This is a genomic window from Nocardia amamiensis NBRC 102102 (genome assembly GCF_001612745.1).
GTDB classification, from domain to species: domain Bacteria; phylum Actinomycetota; class Actinomycetes; order Mycobacteriales; family Mycobacteriaceae; genus Nocardia; species Nocardia amamiensis.
The window spans coordinates 1-16,771 of the sequence record NZ_BDBA01000142.1; the positions used below are offsets into that span (position 1 = coordinate 1).

Here is a 16,771-nt window from a genome sequence, read left to right on the forward strand (position 1 = left end):
CAGCTCTTTTACGCGCCCAGGAGCCTCGATACCCAACTCCGCCACATGCATCACGCGAGCCCGGCTAGTCTCGAGAATCACACGCACACGGTCATCGAGTTCCTTCTGACGCAAATCCTCAGCGTCGAGACTGCGCCCCTCTTGGGCCAGCCCACGCTCGCGCTCGAGCCGAGCAAGCTCGTTTCGATCGAGTAGTGCTTCTATTTCGTCCAGCTGCCGTATGCGTTCGTCTAGTTCGTGCACTCGCTCTGGGGTTTCCTGCCCGCTCGCCATGCGGTCGTAGCGAGCTCGTGCGCGTTCGTCTCGAAGCCATTCCCGCTGCAAGTTGGCTCTTAACTGTTCGTCCCATTCGCGTTCTTGCTGATCGCGTGCGAATTCTTCGGGGGTGCGTCCATTCCGCTCTCGCAGGTCTCGATTATGTTCGCGGACGTCCAGTTTCCTCTCGAGATCATCGCGTGCGAGCTGACGAGCGTCCATCAGTCGGTCGAATTCATCACGTGCTTTCGGCCTACGCTGTTTGCGTTCCAGTTCGCGATCCTCGATTGCCTCCTTGCGCTCCTGACGATCACGGGCCGATTCATTCCTCGCGTCTTCGCGGCCGGCGAGTGTCATTTCCGCTCGCTCGTTCGGATCCCACATCGCTGGCGGCGGAACACGTGGAGGTACTGCCGAGTCCGGCTTTTGGGATGCAGGTTGACCTACTGCTGGTGATAAGTTGGCGCGTTCTGCTAGCCTTTCCGCAAGAACGCTATCATCGTCAGGTGCCCACGGTCGTACGTCGTGTCCGAGACCGAACGCCAGAGCGTCCGCTTCGCTCGTTACAAGAATTGCTGCGCGCCCGGACTCGAGTCTGTCAAGTGCATCCGCCTCGAGATGCTTGACGCTGACTGTGTGCTCTGCGTTTTGAAGAATGTACGCAACGGCGTGTTCAGGAGAATACGCTTTGGTCAAGATTCCATCGTCCGGCCTGTCGGCGCGAATAAACGTCATTCGCTCGTACTGCAGATACCCGCGCTTCACATCGATGTGTATCTTCTCGCCATCGCCCATCCATGCCTCATAGTGATGAGGGTTGAACCCTTCCCAGCGAATCAAATCGATCACGCTCTGCTCGAACTTCGCCATGTCGTTTTCAATTTCCTGGCGCTCACGCTCCGCGATTTTCCGAATACGCCACTTGCCAGTAATTCCCTGTGATTCCGCGTACTCTCGCGCTCTGCTGTCGACTCGGCTCAGTAGATTTTGCTTTGCCCGGTTCAGCTCAACGAGAACCCGTTCTTCGATGCGTGGATAGTAACTCCTGGGCTTGTCGGGATGTGCGGCCCGCAAAGATTCGGGCCACCAGCGTGGAGGATAAACTCCTTCGAAGTTTTCAGGTGGCCTCAAAGGTACAACGCCGTCGTTCTTTGAAGAGTTGCAGTGGGTACACGCCGGCGCCCAGTTTTCTGGTGAGTGGTCACCGCCGCGCTTTCGAGGTATGACATGATCAACGGATGTCGCGTGATCCGTCCTACAATACGAACACATTGGCGGAGGTTTACTCGGATCGGCGTTCACGCCGATATTGAATGCTGCGCGAATGCTTTCGGGCACCGGCCGGTTCGCGCCGGGCCCGAAATTCGAACCATGAGGTATGTCAAATATCGGCTCGCCATTCGGCCCGGTTATGTCTCTGCGGGGCGGAAGTATCTCAGAACGATCTCGTGAGCTCCCTGGGTCGGCAGGCGCCGAGTCACGGGCTGGGGTCCGGGGTACGTGCCCGTGCGTATTCGGCGAGGTGACCTGCGCGGCGGTTGGTACAGGGGCTGCTCGGCCGTGGCGGTCAGTGGGGTCGTCTAGAACTCGAACGTCCCGTGTTGAGGCCAAGTCCCGTCCGTCCGGTTGCGCATCTCGGCCCAGGACACTGCGTTCGCCGACGTGCTGTCCGTCGGACTGAACCGCAGGGTGTGCTTGTTGATCACGAGTTGGTGTTCGATGCTCGGTTCCGGCGGCTCGGTCAGTGATGTCGCTCGAAGCAGGTACTCGATCTCCTGCGAGTCTTCCCGTGTCCGTTCGATTGTCACTCGCCACTGTGGGGGATACACCTGGTAGCCCTGTACCGGTTGGCCGTTGCGGATCGCCTCGTCGTACATCTCCCCGATCATCGTCGGCGCGAGGCTGGCGTGGGCTGTCACTACTCCTGTCTTGGCGTTCACCACGTAGTTCCCCAAGCCCAGTCCCTGCCCGTTCGCCGTCTGCTGGGGTGTCAGGATCGGCCGACAGACCCAGCCGTGCTCGAACTGGTAGATCCGATACTCCTGGTCGGGACTGAAGATCTGTGCCAGATACTGCTCCACTTGCTCCCTGGTTCGGAATTCCGGCACGGTTCACTCCTTGATTCGGTGGAATCGGCATCGACCACAACCCGGTGGAGTTGTGAATCATGTTGGCGGGCGGTCCGTCCGAGAATGTGCCCTGCTGTGGGTCCCACCAGACCGGGCCGCTTGCGCCGGGCGGGTAGACGATGACTGTGGCATGGGTGCCGTCGATGACCGGCGTCCCGTCCTGGTTGTACCGCAGCGCGTTCGTGTTGGGGTCGCGGGCATGCCACTCGTTGACGACCAGGGCCGCGGATCCGGGGCCGAGCGCGCTGATCTGATTGTGCAGCGCCATGAATTGGTCCGGAACCGGCATGCCGGAGTGGTTTTGCCAGTCGCCGCCGAGCCAGTCGGTGGCGCGCTGTATGCCATTGCGTTCGCCGCTCGTCCGGTCGATGGTTCCGTCGGGAAGCCGGTCCGGATAGCGGGGCAGCGACACCTGCGGATTGCCGAAGAACGACGACAGCGCTGCCAGGGCACTATCGAGGCAGTTGGTGCCGCGCCCGGGAAATCCGGGTCCGCCGTCGTTGATCAACCGCCCGTACGGGTGGGTACGTGGGTCGGCGCCGATTGTGAAGCGATCGCCCTCACGCAGAGAATCCTCGACCATCGCCTGGTAGATCGGGTCTTCCAGGTTGGTGAGCTGATTGTGGTCGATGACGCGAGTGTCGGGCAGACCGGTGAACCTGGCGGGGGTGTTTGCGGCGGCGATGTCGTTGCTGATCTGCCGCAGGTCTTCCGGACGGATGGTCGGATTCTGGCTATCTGCTGGCAGGCCCAGATGCTCGCGCACGCGGTTGGCGAGCGTTTCGGGGCGGTCTTGTGGGTGCCAGGTTCTCGGGTCGCCCGTGCCGCGGTCGACGTTGACGGACAGGTGTGCGGTGGATGGGTCGTTGGTGAAGACGACGTCGACCATCAGCCAGTCACGGTTGAGCAGTCGGCGGCCGTAGTTGAAGGCGCGGTCTGTTGCCAGGTGCGCGTTTTCGATCAGATTCCGCATCTCCTGCGGGGAGATGTGCGCGCCGGCTTCGAGGTGGACCCGCACGCTGACTACGGCGACATGCTCGGGTCCTTCGGCATACCGGCGCATCTCGTAGGCGGGGACGCCGGTTGTCCGGTCCGGCCGCACCGCGATGACTCGATTGTCTTCGGGTGCTCGGCGTCGGTAGTTCTCTCGTGCGTTGCGTGTCTCGAGTGCCCGCTGTGTTTCCGGGTCTACCGGACGGCGCTGATCGGGTAGCTCGGTCCGGCGTGCTGGGCTGTGCGGATCATGCGGTGGCACAGGATTATGTGGGTCCTGACGCCGTGGTTCCGAACCTGTGTTCGGTTCGAAGCGCGGGTCGGGGCGTTGTCTCGGCTCGCGGTTACCGGTGGTGTGCTCCGGCTGTTGGCGTTGGTAAGGCCCGGGGCGTCCCTGGTCGTGCGGCGCGGGCGTGAAGTGGGTGGGATGCGGTTGCGGTGGCGAGGTGAGCGGGCGTGGTTGCGCTCCGTGTGTTGGTGGGGGCGCGAGATGTGGAGGCGGGGGGAGTGATTCAGGGGCCCGCATCGATGACAGATCAGCCACCGGTGTGCGTGTTTCCGGTGCATGCGGCGGCACCGAATGCTCAGCGCGCGGCCACCAATCGGGCAGACGATGGGAATTGGCGATGTAGTTGGGATCCTGGTGAGCCCACATCGGCGGAGCCGACTCCGCATGCGGTGGCATCGACGGCAACCGTGGATCAGCGGACCTGTTCGTCGGATGCGGGCTCCGCTGCTCCCCGCGGGAATAAGGTCGGGTCTGCTCTGCTTCCCGGCTTACTCCGTCGTCTCGCCTCGTTCCCGATCGATCCGCCTCAGTTCCGATTCGCCCCAGGCTTGCCAGATCTTGATCTGCTCCTCGGTGGCTGGGCGTCGGCCCTTCGCTTCCTTCTCTCGCCAAGCGGCCATGTTGCGTGCCACGCGTTCCCGAATCTCGGGATCCGAGCTCTCTTGCTTCAGCGTAGGACCGAGGGCCTCTCGTGCTATCCGTTCCATTTCCTCTGGACTGATGGCCATCAGGATTCCTTCCGAGATCGGTGAGATAGATGATGTGCTTGCCATTTTCGAATGTACGGTTGTCGACGCGGAAGCGGTGGCCAGGTGGGAAGACGACTTCGTCCTGCTGGCCGCTGGCCCACGAGATGTCCTTACCGTGCCGGGATTCGATGATGAGTTCGATATTCCCGCCCGGCATGGACGACTCTTTGTCCGAGGAAGCGAAGCCCCGGTCCGGTGGTGTATTCCCGATCTGGTACTCGTCGAGAAACCTCTGCAGCAGAACGGGATCGGCGATATACAGCGAGCGATAGACCACGCCGTGGTGGTCGGGCAACGCGTTGTATGCGCCGACCAGAGCGCGGATTGCCGCATCGTATTCCTCGAGTGCTCTGGTATCGCCGTCCCGAGTGGCTCGGTTGACGCGCTCGTTCAACGACAGGAACTGATTGTGCCGGATGGCCGCGATCTCGGCGTCGGTCAACCGAGCAACTTCGGGATGGTCGTGGACCGCCCTCGCGCGTATTCCCGCGACCTCGTGCAAGTAGTTCGGATGATTGCGTGCGTACTCGTCTGCCGCGTCACGGTCGCGGAAGTCGGGGTTGGCGTAGTAGGGCCGGTCCTCGACTGGCGCCGTTCCCCGGCGCGCCGAAGACTCCGGTTGTGGTGCCGTGGACGCGGCGAGCTCGCGCATCGCCTGATCCCACGAGTCGCCACGCCGTGGCGTGTCCGCACCGCTGCGGCGACGCCGACGGAAGAAGGCGCCGGGGTCTGGCGGCCGTGACGGACTTTGCGGCCGATTGTCGGTGGCGGTTTCGCCGACTGTGCGGTCAGGTGCCGGGTGCCGCGTCGTCTGATTCCGGTCGCCCACGTGCGGCGGTGTGGCTGTGGTGGACGGGTTTTCGGTTCGTTGCGCGGCATGTGGAGCCGGTCCACGGTCGGACTCCTGCGGATGGGGAGTGTCCGGATGCGTGTGTGTTTCGCGCGGATCGCTCTGGTCGGTTACGAGGCGATCACGCCGTTCTGGGGCCACTGCTTCTCGCGTCTGGCCCGGACCATGATCTGTCCTGCGGTCGCTCGGAAGATCCCGTCCTCCGGTTGGTCCGTGTGGACGGTGTTGCTCGTCTTGTCGATGATCAGTGTGCGGTCGAGGTTGTCCCTCGTCTCCCCGAACTGGTACTCCACTTCGCTCGGGTTGTCCCTGGTCTGGTTGTAGTAGATCAGCAGTGCCATCGTGTCGTCCCCACAGGGTGTCGTAGCGTTCGCCGGTTCGTGGCGGTATGTCGTTGGACCAGTGGTGGTCGAGATTCGCGTGTGCGTGTGCGTCCTGATACGTCGATTCCGGATGAGCACGCAAATAGGTGGACTCGGCCAGCTCGTGTTCGAGCAAAACGATATCGGCGGGCAGTGGATTGCCGGCGCGCAGCCGGATCCATGCCTCGGCGATGTCCGGATCGGCGTCGAACCTGCGGTGAATCAGGTTGCCGTCGTAGTCGACGATGGGGTGTTCTTCGCGGAACAGGTGGTTCTTGATCTGCTCCACATCGTCGCGGGTGAAATGCGAGCCGTCGACGCGTAGATGTTCATCGAGTGTGCGCGCGATGTCGTCGATGTCATGATCGTCGCGGCGGAAATGGCCGTACGCGTCTTCCGCCCAGTCGAACGCTGCGAAGTCGTCGCGTGGACGCACGGCGCCGCCAGAATGCGACATCGACTCGGGACTCGTGGGGCCCGGATCGTCCGTGTCCGACTGTCGGCGAGTACTCGGGTCGGCGGGTCGACTGGGCGGTGCCGCATCCGACGTCTCCTCCCGTCGAGGAGTGACGGTGGCCGCGGCACGGTCGGAGATGGGTGCCGGAGACGCGGTGCCGACCGATGATGCACGATCGGGTGGACTTGCGCGGTTGACGAGGTCTGCTGGTGGGGCGCTGGTGCTGCCGGGCCCGCTGGTCGCGGTCGGCGGCGAGACGACCGGGGAGACCGATTGTGGCGGAGCTGTCGGGCGCGTGGTCTGGTCGGGCCGAGGTGTGGCGACGGGTGCGGACTGCGATGGACCGACTGGTGTTGCGGGGTCGGGAGTGGGGGCGCTCGGGCGCTGGCTCGCGTCGGTAGTGTGCGCGAAGGTTCCGGCGAGTGTGCTGGGTGGCACGGCCGCTGGAGATGCCGTTGTCACAGCGCTGGAGGTGACAGTGTCCGTTGGCGAATTCGCCTGGGCATCCGGTCGGGGCGTATGCGTCGAAGGCGGTGCTGTGGCAAGGGGGCTGGTCGTGCTCGGTGTTGCGGTGTCCGGTGTGGTTGCCGCCTCTACGCGCTGGCCTGGTGCCGGGGCGGCCTGGTCAACGCTGGGCGGCGAATTGTCGACGCTCGACTGGTTCTGGATGCTGGGCTGCGAGCCGGATTGATCGACGGCATCGTGGGCAGCGGGCACAGGGTTCGATGGGGCGGTGGGTTGTCCGCCTATTTCGCTCGGAATGTGCGATGGTGCCGCAGGAGTGGGCGAAGTCGTCGCGGTTCCGGTCGGATCTTGCTCCGCGGAGACGGTGGGCGCAATGTCGTTGAGTGATGTCGCCTGGTTGCTGCTGAGCGTGGGCGAGCCCTGATCCGAATTCGCTGTGCTGCTGGTGCTATCGGATGGGCTGCTGGCGTGTGACGGGATTGCCTCGGCGCTGACAGGGGTAGCGGCCTGAGTCTGTGGTTGCGGGTTATCCGAGACCGGATCGGCGCTGTCGGGCGAGGGCAAGGAGAGACTGGAGTTCTCGGTGCCGACCTCGCTCGTGGGAGCCGCAGCGTTTTGGGTCTGTGTCGAGTTTGTCGGGGCAGGCGTGGTGTTGTTCTCCACGGGATTCGACGTGGGGGAGTCACTGTCGGTCCCGTTGGCGTGCGCGCTCGCGGGTTGGGTTGCTTCGGGTTCCGGCTGGGTGCTGCTCGGCTGGGCTTGTTCGTCGGTGTCGCTTTGTGTGGGTTGGCTGTCGCTGGGAACGGATGGGGTCGGGCCGGGGTCGGCTATGTCGGGTGGCGCTGTGTCGGAATCGGTGTCGGTGGGGCGGGTTCCGGCGGCGGAATGGAGTCCGTGTGGGACGCCTTGTGCGGCGGAGGATGTGATGCTTTCGAGGGTGAGTTGGAAGGGTTGGTCAGTGAGGGCGGCGACTGTTGCCGCCGCGGCGGTTTCACCCGCGATGCCGGTTGCTGTTTCGGTGGTGGCGGCGATGGTGGCTCGGCCGAGGCGGCTGGTGGCGACGTCGTCGACCCCGGACAGCAGGCCGCTGCGGCCGAGCCCGCCGCCGACCGCGCCACCGGCTGCGCCTGCGAGGGCTGCGATTCCGGCGTCTTTCCAGTCTCGAAGTGTGACCTCGTCGCGCCGCCCGTCGGCGAGCTGGAAGATTTTGACGCCGATTTCGAGGCCGCCTTCCTCCAGTGCCTCGTTGATGGCGCCGAGCAGGGCCACGCGGGCGGCGGCTTTGGCTGCGGCGCGGGTGAGCATGCGGGCGATCAGTTGTTTGATCGCCATGCGGATGGTGACTTGGGTGGCCACCCGCAGAGCGACCACGCCTGCTGCGCCGAACCCGGTCCACGCGGTCGCCAGCAGCGGCGCCACCTCGATAGCGAAGATGACCATCGCGCCGATGATGACGAGCTTGGTGTGCTCGATATCTGCTGCGCCATCGCCGATTTGGTCGGCCATTTTGTCGATGTATTTGACCAGTGCCTGCCAGGCGCCTTCCTTACCTGCCAGCTTGTCCCAGTGGGCGGCGATCGCGTCATGCGTCTTTCCGTCGATCGCTGCCAGTGCTAGAGACATCGTGTGCGCGGCGTCGTCATCGAGCTCGTTCAGCGCAGCCGACATCCCCGACCAGGCGTCGGCCACCCGCCGCATCGCGGTCTCGTCGCCGTCGGGCCAATCACCCGCACCGACGACCCATTGGGCGGCCAATTGCAGCCACCCGGGGATTTCGATGCCCATCAGGTCTGGATCTGGTCGATCTGAGAAGCGTTGGTCTGGTCGCGGTTTTGCAGCGTGTTCGCGATGGCGACCATGCTTTCGCCCAGGTTGTTCATCGTCTTGCCGAGGTTCTCGACACTGGTCAACGCTTTGGGGACATCAGGGGTGTAGTCCTTGGCGAAATTCTGGCCGATCTTGTCCGAACCCCAGCACTCGCCCTCGGCCTCGATGACCCGTCGCAGGTTGGCCGCCGCGGCGGCGATCTTGTCGGCGACGTTGACGAAGCCTGGTCGGGTAGCGCGCAGCGCTTCCGGGTCGACACGGAAGTTGGTCACGGGCGGTCCTGGGGGTAGGAGTGGTTGCGGTAGTTCGCCATAGCACCAGCTCGAACTCTTAGATCAGCCATGACTTCGGTGGGCCGTAGCCCTCCGCCCTGGCCTCGTCCTCATCGGTCCAATCGGAGGGCAGGACGTAATCGTCCCGGCCGTGCGTGCGCTTGGGCGCAGCGGTCCTCGCCCGGTCGGCGGCCGCGCGCAGCATTCGATCGTGTTCCGCACGGGCCTCACGGGCCTGTCTTTCCTCCGGGCTCTCTTGGTTCTGCTCTTCGCGTTCGACCAATTCATGCCGGAGGGTCTCGAACAGCTCTGCGCCGCTTCGCGTTGTCCGCGCGTCGGTGTCGAGAAAACGATTGATCACCGAGCGTGAGGCTGCCGTGTACTCGGCGACGATTCGATCCATCTCGGCTGCGTAATTCATTTCTGGTCCCCCATGTCGATCTTCACCCGTCGTTCCGCAGAGCCGCGGACACAGGCTGCTGCATCGGGTCCGCCGGAGCTTCGGCACCCGTTTCGATGTGCTGAGCCACTGGTGCTGCGTCACTCGTCAGCGGTCCTGCCAGCGCTAGCTCAGGTTCGAAGGCGGTCGCCTGCGGTCCGCCTACGAGGGAACTGGATGGCGTATCCGACGTTGTGACGTGCGATGTTCGTTCAGCATCTGGCTGCGTGTCCGGCGCAGGCTCTGCTGTCGGCACATCGTCGGTTCCCGGGTTCATGGCCGGAGAAGTGGCGGCGGGGGCGGGCGCGTTCGGCGATTCCCCGCTGAGGGTGAAGAACGGTACACCGTCCTTGATTCCCATCGAATACTGTTGCGACGTTCCATCAGGGCCGGTGACAGTTGCCGTGACAGTACCGTCCGGCATTTGTGTCACCGCGATACTTTCGTCGCCGATGTCGAACTTCGCCAGTGTCTTCGAGCCCGGCGCTGCGCTCGGATCGGCAATCGGTGATCCGGAGTCGGGGGTGTCGCTGCCGAGCCCGCTCAATCCTTGTTGTACCGCGTTGTGCAACTGGCTGACGCCCTGCTGCACGACCTGTCCCGCCTGGCTGGCAAGGCTGGCCAGGGTCTGCAACGGATTAGGCTGCGATGCAGTCGAATTGACCGGAGCCGGAGCCTGCGGTGTGGGGTTGGTATTCGACGGCGTGGTCGGGTTGACCCCGGCTGGGCTGGTACTGGTGACGCTCGCGGGCGACGTCGACGTCGGCTGGTTCTGTGGCTGGGGATTCTGCTGGTCTTGTGGCTTGGGAAATGGCTGTGGGTTGTGATTGTCCAGCAGGTCCATCACCGGCTGATACGCGCGGCGAATGTAGTGATCGGCAAGCACGCACTGGTGAACGAAGGCTTTGAACGCCTCCCGTACCGCTGGACCGAAATGATCGGTCAGCCATTGTTTACAGGCATCCCGGATCTTCTGGGAGCCCGCACTGGTTCCGGGTCCGACGCCGGTCATGTGGAACTGGTCGGCTGCTCGTTGGTTCGTCTCACCGTAGAGATATCCCCACGTGGTGTCTTCCGCCGCCACGGAGATGATGTTGCTCACCGGGTCTTCGGCGCCGCCCAGTCGCATGGCGTGCCCCGCGACCGGACACTGGGAGCTGTCGAATCCGGCGATGAAATTCGCCTTGTCCTCGACGATCTGCAGAAGCACGTCCGGCAAACCGTTCAACGCTGCCGCAACCGCTTGCAGGTACTGGCTCTGCTGATCGGCGTGCGCATGGAATCCGGCCAGATAGTCCTGCGCGGCACCCCCGGCCTTGCCCTGCCATGCCTCTGGCACAGCATTTTTCACACCGGCCAGATTGGTCGTGATGTCGGTCGTGCTGGGGTGGGAATCGGTGCCGGCGGAGGCACCGTTGAACGCGACCGCCAGCCTGCGCAAGCTGTCGAGATTCATACTGCGCTGCTGGTCGTAGTAAGTGCCCTCCAGGCGGCGCATCTCGCCTTGCTCGCCGTCCGGATTTCTGGTGGTGTCGATGCGCTCGCCACCGATCGCCGCACCGTCGATGCTCAGCGGTTCCACGACGATGCTGTCGAATCCCGGCAACTTCAACACGTCCCACACACGGTGATACCGCACCAGTGCCAGCCGGAACCACTCCAGCCCTGGGGCAGCCTGATCCAGCAACTCGTTGACACCCGGACCGGCGAGTATCGGATGGTCGTTCCAGATCGGCTTGTCGAAGACGTTGCTGCCGTCCTCCCGGAGGAAGCGTTCGAGATCCTGGTGCGCCTTGTCCAGGCCGGCTTGATACTGCCTTTCGTACTGCTGAGGATTCGTCACGCCGGTCCCAGCTGGTCGGTGGCCGCCGTGATCTGGGCACTGTTTTCCTGGTCAGTGGTCACATTCATCGTCACCGCCTGCCGCAGAGCCGCTGCCGCCGCATCGGAAGCTTCCGACCACGATTGCAACATCGTGACGATCCCTTCGATACCTGCCGCGAGCCTCCGGCCTTGATCCACGTAGTCCTGACCGGCATGAGTCGGCTCGAACCCGGCGCCAGCGATCTGCGTTGCGTGCCCCTGCGTCGCAGCGACGGCGGGGTCGATCGCCTGCGCCATACCCAGCATCGATTCGGGAATGAAATGCACGGCCCCTCCCTAACTTCCGGTTCCACACAGAAAGCGGACCCATCACGAGTGGGTCGATTTCAAGATCATGTCAGATACGGCAGCAGTTCGGCGAACCGAACACTGGTTGGACACAGCCTGGCCGAGGGTGACGGCGCTTTTCGAATGAGTCACGGGCGGTCCCGCAGGTAGGAGCGGTTGCGGTAGTACTCGTCCTCGGATTCCTCATCCAGTGCTGCGGGCTCGTCCTGTGCGGCTGCAGGTTCAGGGAACATCGTGCGCACCAGGTCACGGATGCTCGGGGCGCCGGGCACCAGATCGGAGAGGTCAGGAATTCCCCCTGCTGACGCTTGGACAGGTGCGACGGCCTGTTGGGTCGCCTCCAGCGCCAATCGCGCGGCGGCCTGGACGGCCTCGGTGATGGAGTGGCCGAGCTTCTCCGGGGTGGAACGCTTGAACGCCTCCGGCTCGACGTGGACTTCCACCGGAACACCAGCGGCATTGCTGACCACGCGGATCAGGTTGTTCGCCGACCACGCCGTGACCGTGGTGTTCGCGAGCGTGGACTGCGCCTCGGCCAAGTCACTGCGCTGTTGCTCGAGGATCTCCAGCAGCGAATCGACTTGGTCGCGTAACGCCTCGTTGCGTTCCCGCGTCGCGTCGCGTCCACTGTCCTCCACCTGCAAACCCCACTTCCGAGAATTCGGTCCGTTGCTGAATCTGACGCAGCAGTCCGGCGATCGGTTCCATCAAATGTCAGATCCCATCATCGGCTGTGCCAATGCAGCAACTGCAAGTGCCCACCCGTGCGTGTGATTGCCGATGACCGGATCCAGGTGCGCTGCTTGGGTTTGCTGGGTACCGTACGCGGATCCGCCGCGGACCGGCCGGTCCTCGCCGATCCGGGGGCATCGGCATGTTCGGCACATGCGCGAGCGAACGGGGTGCGAATGCGCCTCTGCCGCACCGCGGGATAACGGCGAAACGTTTTGGGCTGTAGGTGTACTCGCGTTTCGTTGCAGCTATGAGGCTTGAATCGAAGCGCATGTGCATCCCACTGGAACCGGGGTTCTACCGTGCGGCAACCATCGCGTCCACCGTTTCCGGGGACAGCATCTCGTCGGCGACCAGGCCGGCCAACCCGACGAACGCGCCGTTCTCGCCGAGCTGTGATGGGCCGATGTCGAGGTTGCGCAGTGCGCTGGAGTGCGCGTTCGACTCGACGGTGCGTCGCAGACCTTCGAGGAACGGTGGTAGCACGCCGATGGCGCCGCCGACGCGGACGTAGGTCGGGTTCACGATCGACACCATCGTCGCGACCACGGTGCCGACGAGTCGCCCGGCTTTTTCGGTCGACCGGATCGCGTCCGGTCTGCCGTCGCCGACGAGCCGGACGACATCGTCTACCGTGCGCACACCGAGTGGTCGCAGTTCGCGGGCGAGCGCTTGCCCGCTGGCGCTGGCTGCGACGCACCCTCGGCGGCCGCAGCTGCAACGCTGCTGGCTGCCCTCGATCCGCATGTGCCCGATTTCGCCGGCGGAGCCGCTCTCGCCCCGGTGGACTCGTCCGGAGATCACCACGCCCGCACCGATTCCGGTGCCGACTTTGACGCCGACGAGTGTCGCGCGGGGACGGCCGAGCGCGCAGAAGTCACCGAACGCCAACGCATTTGCGTCGTTCTCCAGCAGAACGGGGACGCCGAGCGCGTCGGCGAACGGCTCGCGCAGCGGCGCGCCGTTCCAGTCCGGCATGGTCGGCGGCGCGACGGTGACGCCGCGTTCATGATCGATCTGTCCGGGCACCGACAGCGCCATCGCGCAGAGGGTGTCCGCTCGCCCGGTCTGTCGCAAGAGTTTCCGCCCCGCGTCGAGCAGCATCGGCACGATCTCCCGTGGACTGTGGCGCAGGGCGAGCCGATGGTCCTCGCGCGCGAATACCGTCCCGCGCAGGTCGACGACCGCCAGTGTCGCGTGGCTCTGTCCGAGGTCGGCGACCAGCGCGGTGCGGCCGGTGTCGTCGACCTCGAGCACTTCGGCACGCCGTCCGCCGCTCGATTCCCGGTGCCCCGCTTGGCGAATCAGGCGGAGAGCGCGGAGCACATCCAGCCGCTCGACCAGCGTCACCCTGGACAGTCCCGCACGTTCCTGCAGTTCCAGCCGCGTCAGCGGGCCCGCGGCGCGCAGCAGGGCGAGCACATGTCCCGGTGAGGTGGGGCTCGACGGCGTGGAGGTTGGCGCGGGCATATTGACAATATCCCCCAGCGGACTTACGTTAACCAAACTGACAAAAGTTCGAATCGCATTGTGCCCGACTAGGAGCCATGCATGGTGGTACCCGGTGTGACGCGCAGATCCTTCTTGCGCGCGGCGGGCGCCGGCGCGGCGGCACTATCCGCCGCGGCCTGCACCGGCTTCCCCACCAGCGGCAACGGCGGCATGATCTTCCTGTCCACCCAATTCCGTCCCGCCGACGAGGCCGAGCGGTTCCGCGACCTGCTCGCCGACACCGCACCCGGCGTGGGGTACGTGACCATCGAGGAGAGCCCGTTCTCCAGCCAGGTGCGCAGCCAGGTCGACGCGGGATCGACGCAGATCGGCCTGCTCGGCGGTCTGCACGGCGACATCGCCCCGCTCGCCGATGGCTACCTGCAAGACCTCACCGGCCTGCTCGCCGATCTCGGCGACCGAGGCTGGTCCGCCGATTACCTGACACTCGCCAGGGTCGGCACCGATCGCACGTGGTACATCCCTTGGGCCACCGCGAGTTACGTCCTTGCCGCGCACGCTGATGCGCTCGAGCACCTACCGTCCGGCGTCGACGCCACATCGCTGACCTATGACCAGTTCCTCGACTGGGCCGTCGCCGCGCGACGCGCGAACGGCAACCGTCCCATGCTCGGCCTGCCCGCGGGCCCGAAGGGCCTGCTGCACCGGTTCACACAAGGCTTCCTGCTGCCCTCGTTCACCGGCGGACAGATCACCACCTTTCGCTCGAACGAGGCCGTAACGGCGTGGCAGTACTTCCGTGAGCTGTGGGCCAATTGCGCACCGCCGAGCACCAACTACGACTTCATGCAGGAGCCGCTCGACAGCGGCGAGGTGCGCGTGGCGTGGGACCACGTCGTCCGCCTTGTCGACGCGCCGGAACGCGACCCCCAGAACTGGCGGATGTTGCCCGCCCCACGCGGGGCGCACGGTCTCGGCTACATGGCGGTGATCGCCGGACTCGCCGTTCCCAAGGGCAGTTCGGACCCCGAACTCGCGCAGCGGACGATCAGTGCGCTCACCCGCCCGGAAACCCAACTCCGGCTGCTGCGTTCGAACGGCTTCTTCCCCTCGATCGACACGGCGACCCCGGACGACCTGCCACCGGCAGTCCAACTCGAGGCCGACGCGGTGCGCCGCCAGCAGGAAGCGCCCGGCGCCATTCTCTCGCTGCCACCGGTGGGTCTCGGCCAGCGCGAAGGTGAGGTGAGCAAGGTGTTCAAGGACAGTTTCCGCTCGATCGTGCTCGACCGAGCCGATATTCGAGCCACCCTGGATCAGCAGGCACGGGTGCTCCAGGGCATCCTCGACGACCTGAGAGTGCCGTGCTGGGCTCCCGACCCGGCCGCCGACCTCTGCCGGGTGGGCTGACCATGATGTCGCGACTGCGCTCTCCGTGGATCCTGCTCTTGCCCTCGATCGTGCTCATGCTGGCGCTGTTCGGCTGGCCACTCGGACAGGGCGTGCTGGAGGCATTCCGCGGTGACGACGGCTTCTCGCTGGCCAACTGGGAGCGATTGTTCGACGATCCCTATATCTTCAGCGCCCTGCGCAACACGCTCCTGCTGATCGTGATCGTCGTGCCGATCCAGTTGGTGCTCGCGGTCGGCATGGCGCTGCTCATGCAGGCACGGCCGCGATTCGCGGGCGGCCACTTCTATCTGTGGTGCCTGCCGCTCGCCATCTCCGAGCTGGCCGCGGGCCTGGTGTGGCTGTCGATATTCGACAACCGCGGCTACTTGAATTCACTGCTCGTCGGCCTCGGGCTTTCCGACGACGGTGTGCAGTGGCTCAGCTACCAGAACACCGGCACCATGCTGCTCGCGGTGGTGATCGCCGAGATCTGGCGTGCGACGTCCCTGGTGTTCGTGATCGTGGTGGCGGGCGTGCAGATGATTCCGCGCGACTACGACGAGGCCGCGCAGGTGTTCGGCGCGAACTTCTGGCAGCGGCTGCGGCACGTGACGCTGCCGCTGCTCGGACCGAGTCTCCAGGTCGCACTGATCCTGCGGACGATCCTCGCGCTGCAGGCGTTCGCTGTCGCGCAGGCATTGACCGGGCGTGACTTTCCGCTGCTCGTCGGTGAGACCTATGAGTGGTACGCGAACTTGCAGAACCCCGCGGTCGCCAGCGCTGTCTCGCTGATCGTCCTGGCGATCTCGCTCGCCACCGCGGTGTTCTACCTGCGGACGGTCCGGCAGCCGGAGGAGGCGCGGTGAGACGCGATCATGTAGCGCCGATCAGGTCGACGGGCTGCGGGGACTTCCCCAGGGAAGGGGGCGCGGTGAGACGCGCTCGTGTAGCACTGATCGGGTCGACCCGCTGCGGGAACTCTTGCAGGACAGGTGGCGCGGTGAGACGCGCTCGCACCGCACTCATCGGGGCAACAGAGTGGGGAAACCCCGGCAGAACACAGGAATCGCGATGACCCGGACCGAGCCGCCGCGGGAATTGCCCCCTATCGACCTCGCACCGCTGCGAAGGCGCCGCTGGCGCGGAATCTGGGTGCAAATCGCCTGCATCGCCGTGACCCTGTTCATGGCGCTGCCGATCGTCCTCATCGGACTCGCTGCGGTGTCCTCGCGCGAGGCGCTCAACACGTTCCCGAAGCCATTGATTCCCACGGATTTCTCTACCGAGACATTGGTCGCGTTCTTCCGCGCAACCGGAACCGTTCCGGCACTGGGTAACTCGGTACTCGTCGGCCTCTACACCGTCTTCTGGTCGCTGGTGATCGGCGCGCCGGCGGGGTATGCGCTGGCGCGGCACGCATTCCGTGGCAAAGACGCGTATCAGGTCTTCATCCTCTTCGTGCGGGCGCTGCCGATCGTGGTGCTGTCGGTGCCGCTCGCCACGATGTTCCTGCGGATCGACGTCTACGACACGGTGTTCGCCGTGACGTTGGTGCACACCACGCTCGCGTTGCCGACCACCGTGCTGATCACGGCGAGCATCTTCGTCGCGGTGCCGCCCGATCTGGAGGAGGCCGCGCGGGTTTTCGGCTGCACCCGCTGGCAGGCCGCGCGCAAGATCGTGGTGCCGCTCGCGCTGCCTGGCCTGGCCGCGTCGTCGATCTTCACCTTCGTCTTGTCGTGGAACGAGATCCTCGGCGCGACGATCGTGACACTCGGGCACCGCACGCTGCCCGCGCAGGTGCTCACGGCGCTGGACGAGGCGTCGACCGCGTACCGCTTCGCAGGCGGTTTCGCATTGATCATCCCGGCGCTGCTGTTCATCTTCGTGATGCGGCGCTACTTGGTGAACATGTGGGGGACGACGCTCAGATGAC

Annotated in this window: 15 protein-coding genes and 3 pseudogenes; 5 read left to right on the forward strand and 13 right to left on the reverse strand. The window is 64.9% G+C overall.

All coding sequences use genetic code 11. The features are described 5' to 3' along the window. From NA4_RS42785 to NA4_RS42205, 6 genes and pseudogenes are all read right to left on the reverse strand, one after another. Window positions 1-1,125: hypothetical protein (locus NA4_RS42785; protein ID WP_245671571.1), on the reverse strand; the 1,125-nt coding region annotated here is incomplete at its 3' end. Window positions 1,126-1,407: 282 nt separating this feature from the next. Continuing rightward, a pseudogene (locus NA4_RS43765) lies at window positions 1,408-1,527 on the reverse strand (HNH endonuclease); the annotation flags it as partial. Between the two features lie 308 nt (window positions 1,528-1,835). Continuing rightward, the gene (locus NA4_RS42790; RefSeq protein WP_067474558.1) at window positions 1,836-2,363 is read right to left on the reverse strand and encodes an SUKH-4 family immunity protein; all 528 of its coding nucleotides are present in this window, start codon (window positions 2,361-2,363) and stop codon (window positions 1,836-1,838) included. A 145-nt stretch (window positions 2,364-2,508) separates the two neighbouring features. Beyond that, window positions 2,509-4,062: pseudogene (locus tag NA4_RS43770) on the reverse strand (toxin glutamine deamidase domain-containing protein); the annotation flags it as partial. A gap of 92 nt (window positions 4,063-4,154) precedes the next feature. Continuing rightward, window positions 4,155-4,394 (reverse strand): hypothetical protein, encoded by a 240-nt coding sequence (locus NA4_RS42200; RefSeq protein ID WP_218022396.1) that lies wholly within the window; start codon window positions 4,392-4,394, stop codon window positions 4,155-4,157. A gap of 981 nt (window positions 4,395-5,375) precedes the next feature. Continuing rightward, entirely contained in the window at window positions 5,376-5,606 is a 231-nt protein-coding gene (locus NA4_RS42205; protein WP_067474576.1) for a hypothetical protein, read from the reverse strand. A gap of 61 nt (window positions 5,607-5,667) precedes the next feature. On the opposite strand from NA4_RS42205, the gene NA4_RS42210 reads away from it, so the two are divergent. Together NA4_RS42210 and NA4_RS42215 are read left to right on the forward strand one after the other, a co-directional pair. Beyond that, on the forward strand, window positions 5,668-5,952 hold the full coding sequence (locus NA4_RS42210) for a hypothetical protein (protein WP_218022397.1): 285 nt from the start codon (window positions 5,668-5,670) through the stop codon (window positions 5,950-5,952). 247 nt (window positions 5,953-6,199) lie between these two features. After that, window positions 6,200-6,775 (forward strand): hypothetical protein, encoded by a 576-nt coding sequence (locus NA4_RS42215; RefSeq protein ID WP_218022398.1) that lies wholly within the window; start codon window positions 6,200-6,202, stop codon window positions 6,773-6,775. A gap of 1,175 nt (window positions 6,776-7,950) precedes the next feature. Here the strand turns inward: NA4_RS42215 and NA4_RS44050 are convergent. The 7 genes and pseudogenes from NA4_RS44050 to NA4_RS24680 form a co-directional block, all read right to left on the reverse strand. Then, window positions 7,951-8,334, reverse strand: a pseudogene (locus NA4_RS44050) (WXG100-like domain-containing protein); the annotation flags it as partial. Next, complete coding sequence (locus NA4_RS24655; protein WP_067474591.1) at window positions 8,334-8,648, reverse strand: WXG100 family type VII secretion target; 315 nt, start codon at window positions 8,646-8,648, stop codon at window positions 8,334-8,336. The pseudogene NA4_RS44050 and the gene NA4_RS24655, both read right to left, overlap by 1 nt. A 58-nt stretch (window positions 8,649-8,706) precedes the next feature. Then, a complete protein-coding gene (locus tag NA4_RS24660; protein ID WP_067474595.1) occupies window positions 8,707-9,069 on the reverse strand; it encodes a hypothetical protein in 363 nt (120 codons plus the stop codon). Between the two features lie 22 nt (window positions 9,070-9,091). Further along, window positions 9,092-10,585, reverse strand: coding sequence for a WXG100 family type VII secretion target (locus tag NA4_RS24665; protein WP_157129281.1), 1,494 nt, complete (start codon window positions 10,583-10,585; stop codon window positions 9,092-9,094). Window positions 10,586-10,926: 341 nt separating this feature from the next. Then, window positions 10,927-11,238, reverse strand: coding sequence for a hypothetical protein (locus NA4_RS24670; RefSeq protein ID WP_067474602.1), 312 nt, complete (start codon window positions 11,236-11,238; stop codon window positions 10,927-10,929). Between the two features lie 149 nt (window positions 11,239-11,387). Next, on the reverse strand, window positions 11,388-11,897 hold the full coding sequence (locus NA4_RS24675; RefSeq protein WP_067474605.1) for a YbaB/EbfC family nucleoid-associated protein: 510 nt from the start codon (window positions 11,895-11,897) through the stop codon (window positions 11,388-11,390). Window positions 11,898-12,288: 391 nt separating this feature from the next. Further along, on the reverse strand, window positions 12,289-13,461 hold the full coding sequence (locus NA4_RS24680) for an ROK family protein (RefSeq protein ID WP_067474607.1): 1,173 nt from the start codon (window positions 13,459-13,461) through the stop codon (window positions 12,289-12,291). A gap of 81 nt (window positions 13,462-13,542) precedes the next feature. Here NA4_RS24680 and NA4_RS24685 point away from each other — a divergent pair, with 81 nt between their 5' ends. The 3 genes from NA4_RS24685 (at window position 13,543) to NA4_RS24695 (ending at window position 16,770) form a co-directional block, all read left to right on the forward strand. Next, entirely contained in the window at window positions 13,543-14,853 is a 1,311-nt protein-coding gene (locus tag NA4_RS24685) for an ABC transporter substrate-binding protein (RefSeq protein ID WP_067474609.1), read from the forward strand. Window positions 14,854-14,855: 2 nt separating this feature from the next. Beyond that, window positions 14,856-15,701 (forward strand): carbohydrate ABC transporter permease, encoded by an 846-nt coding sequence (locus NA4_RS24690; RefSeq protein WP_084497415.1) that lies wholly within the window; start codon window positions 14,856-14,858, stop codon window positions 15,699-15,701. 205 nt (window positions 15,702-15,906) lie between these two features. Further along, window positions 15,907-16,770 (forward strand): carbohydrate ABC transporter permease, encoded by an 864-nt coding sequence (locus tag NA4_RS24695; RefSeq protein WP_067474611.1) that lies wholly within the window; start codon window positions 15,907-15,909, stop codon window positions 16,768-16,770. Window position 16,771 lies beyond the last annotated feature (1 nt).

Excerpts from the sequence above, each read along its gene's own strand:
- NA4_RS24695 (WP_067474611.1), top strand. The coding sequence starts at position 15,907 with ATGACCCGGACCGAGCCGCCGCGGGAATTGCCCCCTATCGACCTCGCA.
- NA4_RS42200 (WP_218022396.1), bottom strand. The coding sequence starts at position 4,394 with ATGGCCATCAGTCCAGAGGAAATGGAACGGATAGCACGAGAGGCCCTC.
- NA4_RS24660 (WP_067474595.1), bottom strand. The coding sequence starts at position 9,069 with ATGAATTACGCAGCCGAGATGGATCGAATCGTCGCCGAGTACACGGCA.
- NA4_RS24685 (WP_067474609.1), top strand. The coding sequence starts at position 13,543 with ATGGTGGTACCCGGTGTGACGCGCAGATCCTTCTTGCGCGCGGCGGGC.
- NA4_RS24665 (WP_157129281.1), bottom strand. The coding sequence starts at position 10,585 with ATGCGCCGCCTGGAGGGCACTTACTACGACCAGCAGCGCAGTATGAAT.
- NA4_RS24690 (WP_084497415.1), top strand. The coding sequence starts at position 14,856 with ATGATGTCGCGACTGCGCTCTCCGTGGATCCTGCTCTTGCCCTCGATC.
- NA4_RS42205 (WP_067474576.1), bottom strand. The coding sequence starts at position 5,606 with ATGGCACTGCTGATCTACTACAACCAGACCAGGGACAACCCGAGCGAA.
- NA4_RS24680 (WP_067474607.1), bottom strand. The coding sequence starts at position 13,461 with ATGCCCGCGCCAACCTCCACGCCGTCGAGCCCCACCTCACCGGGACAT.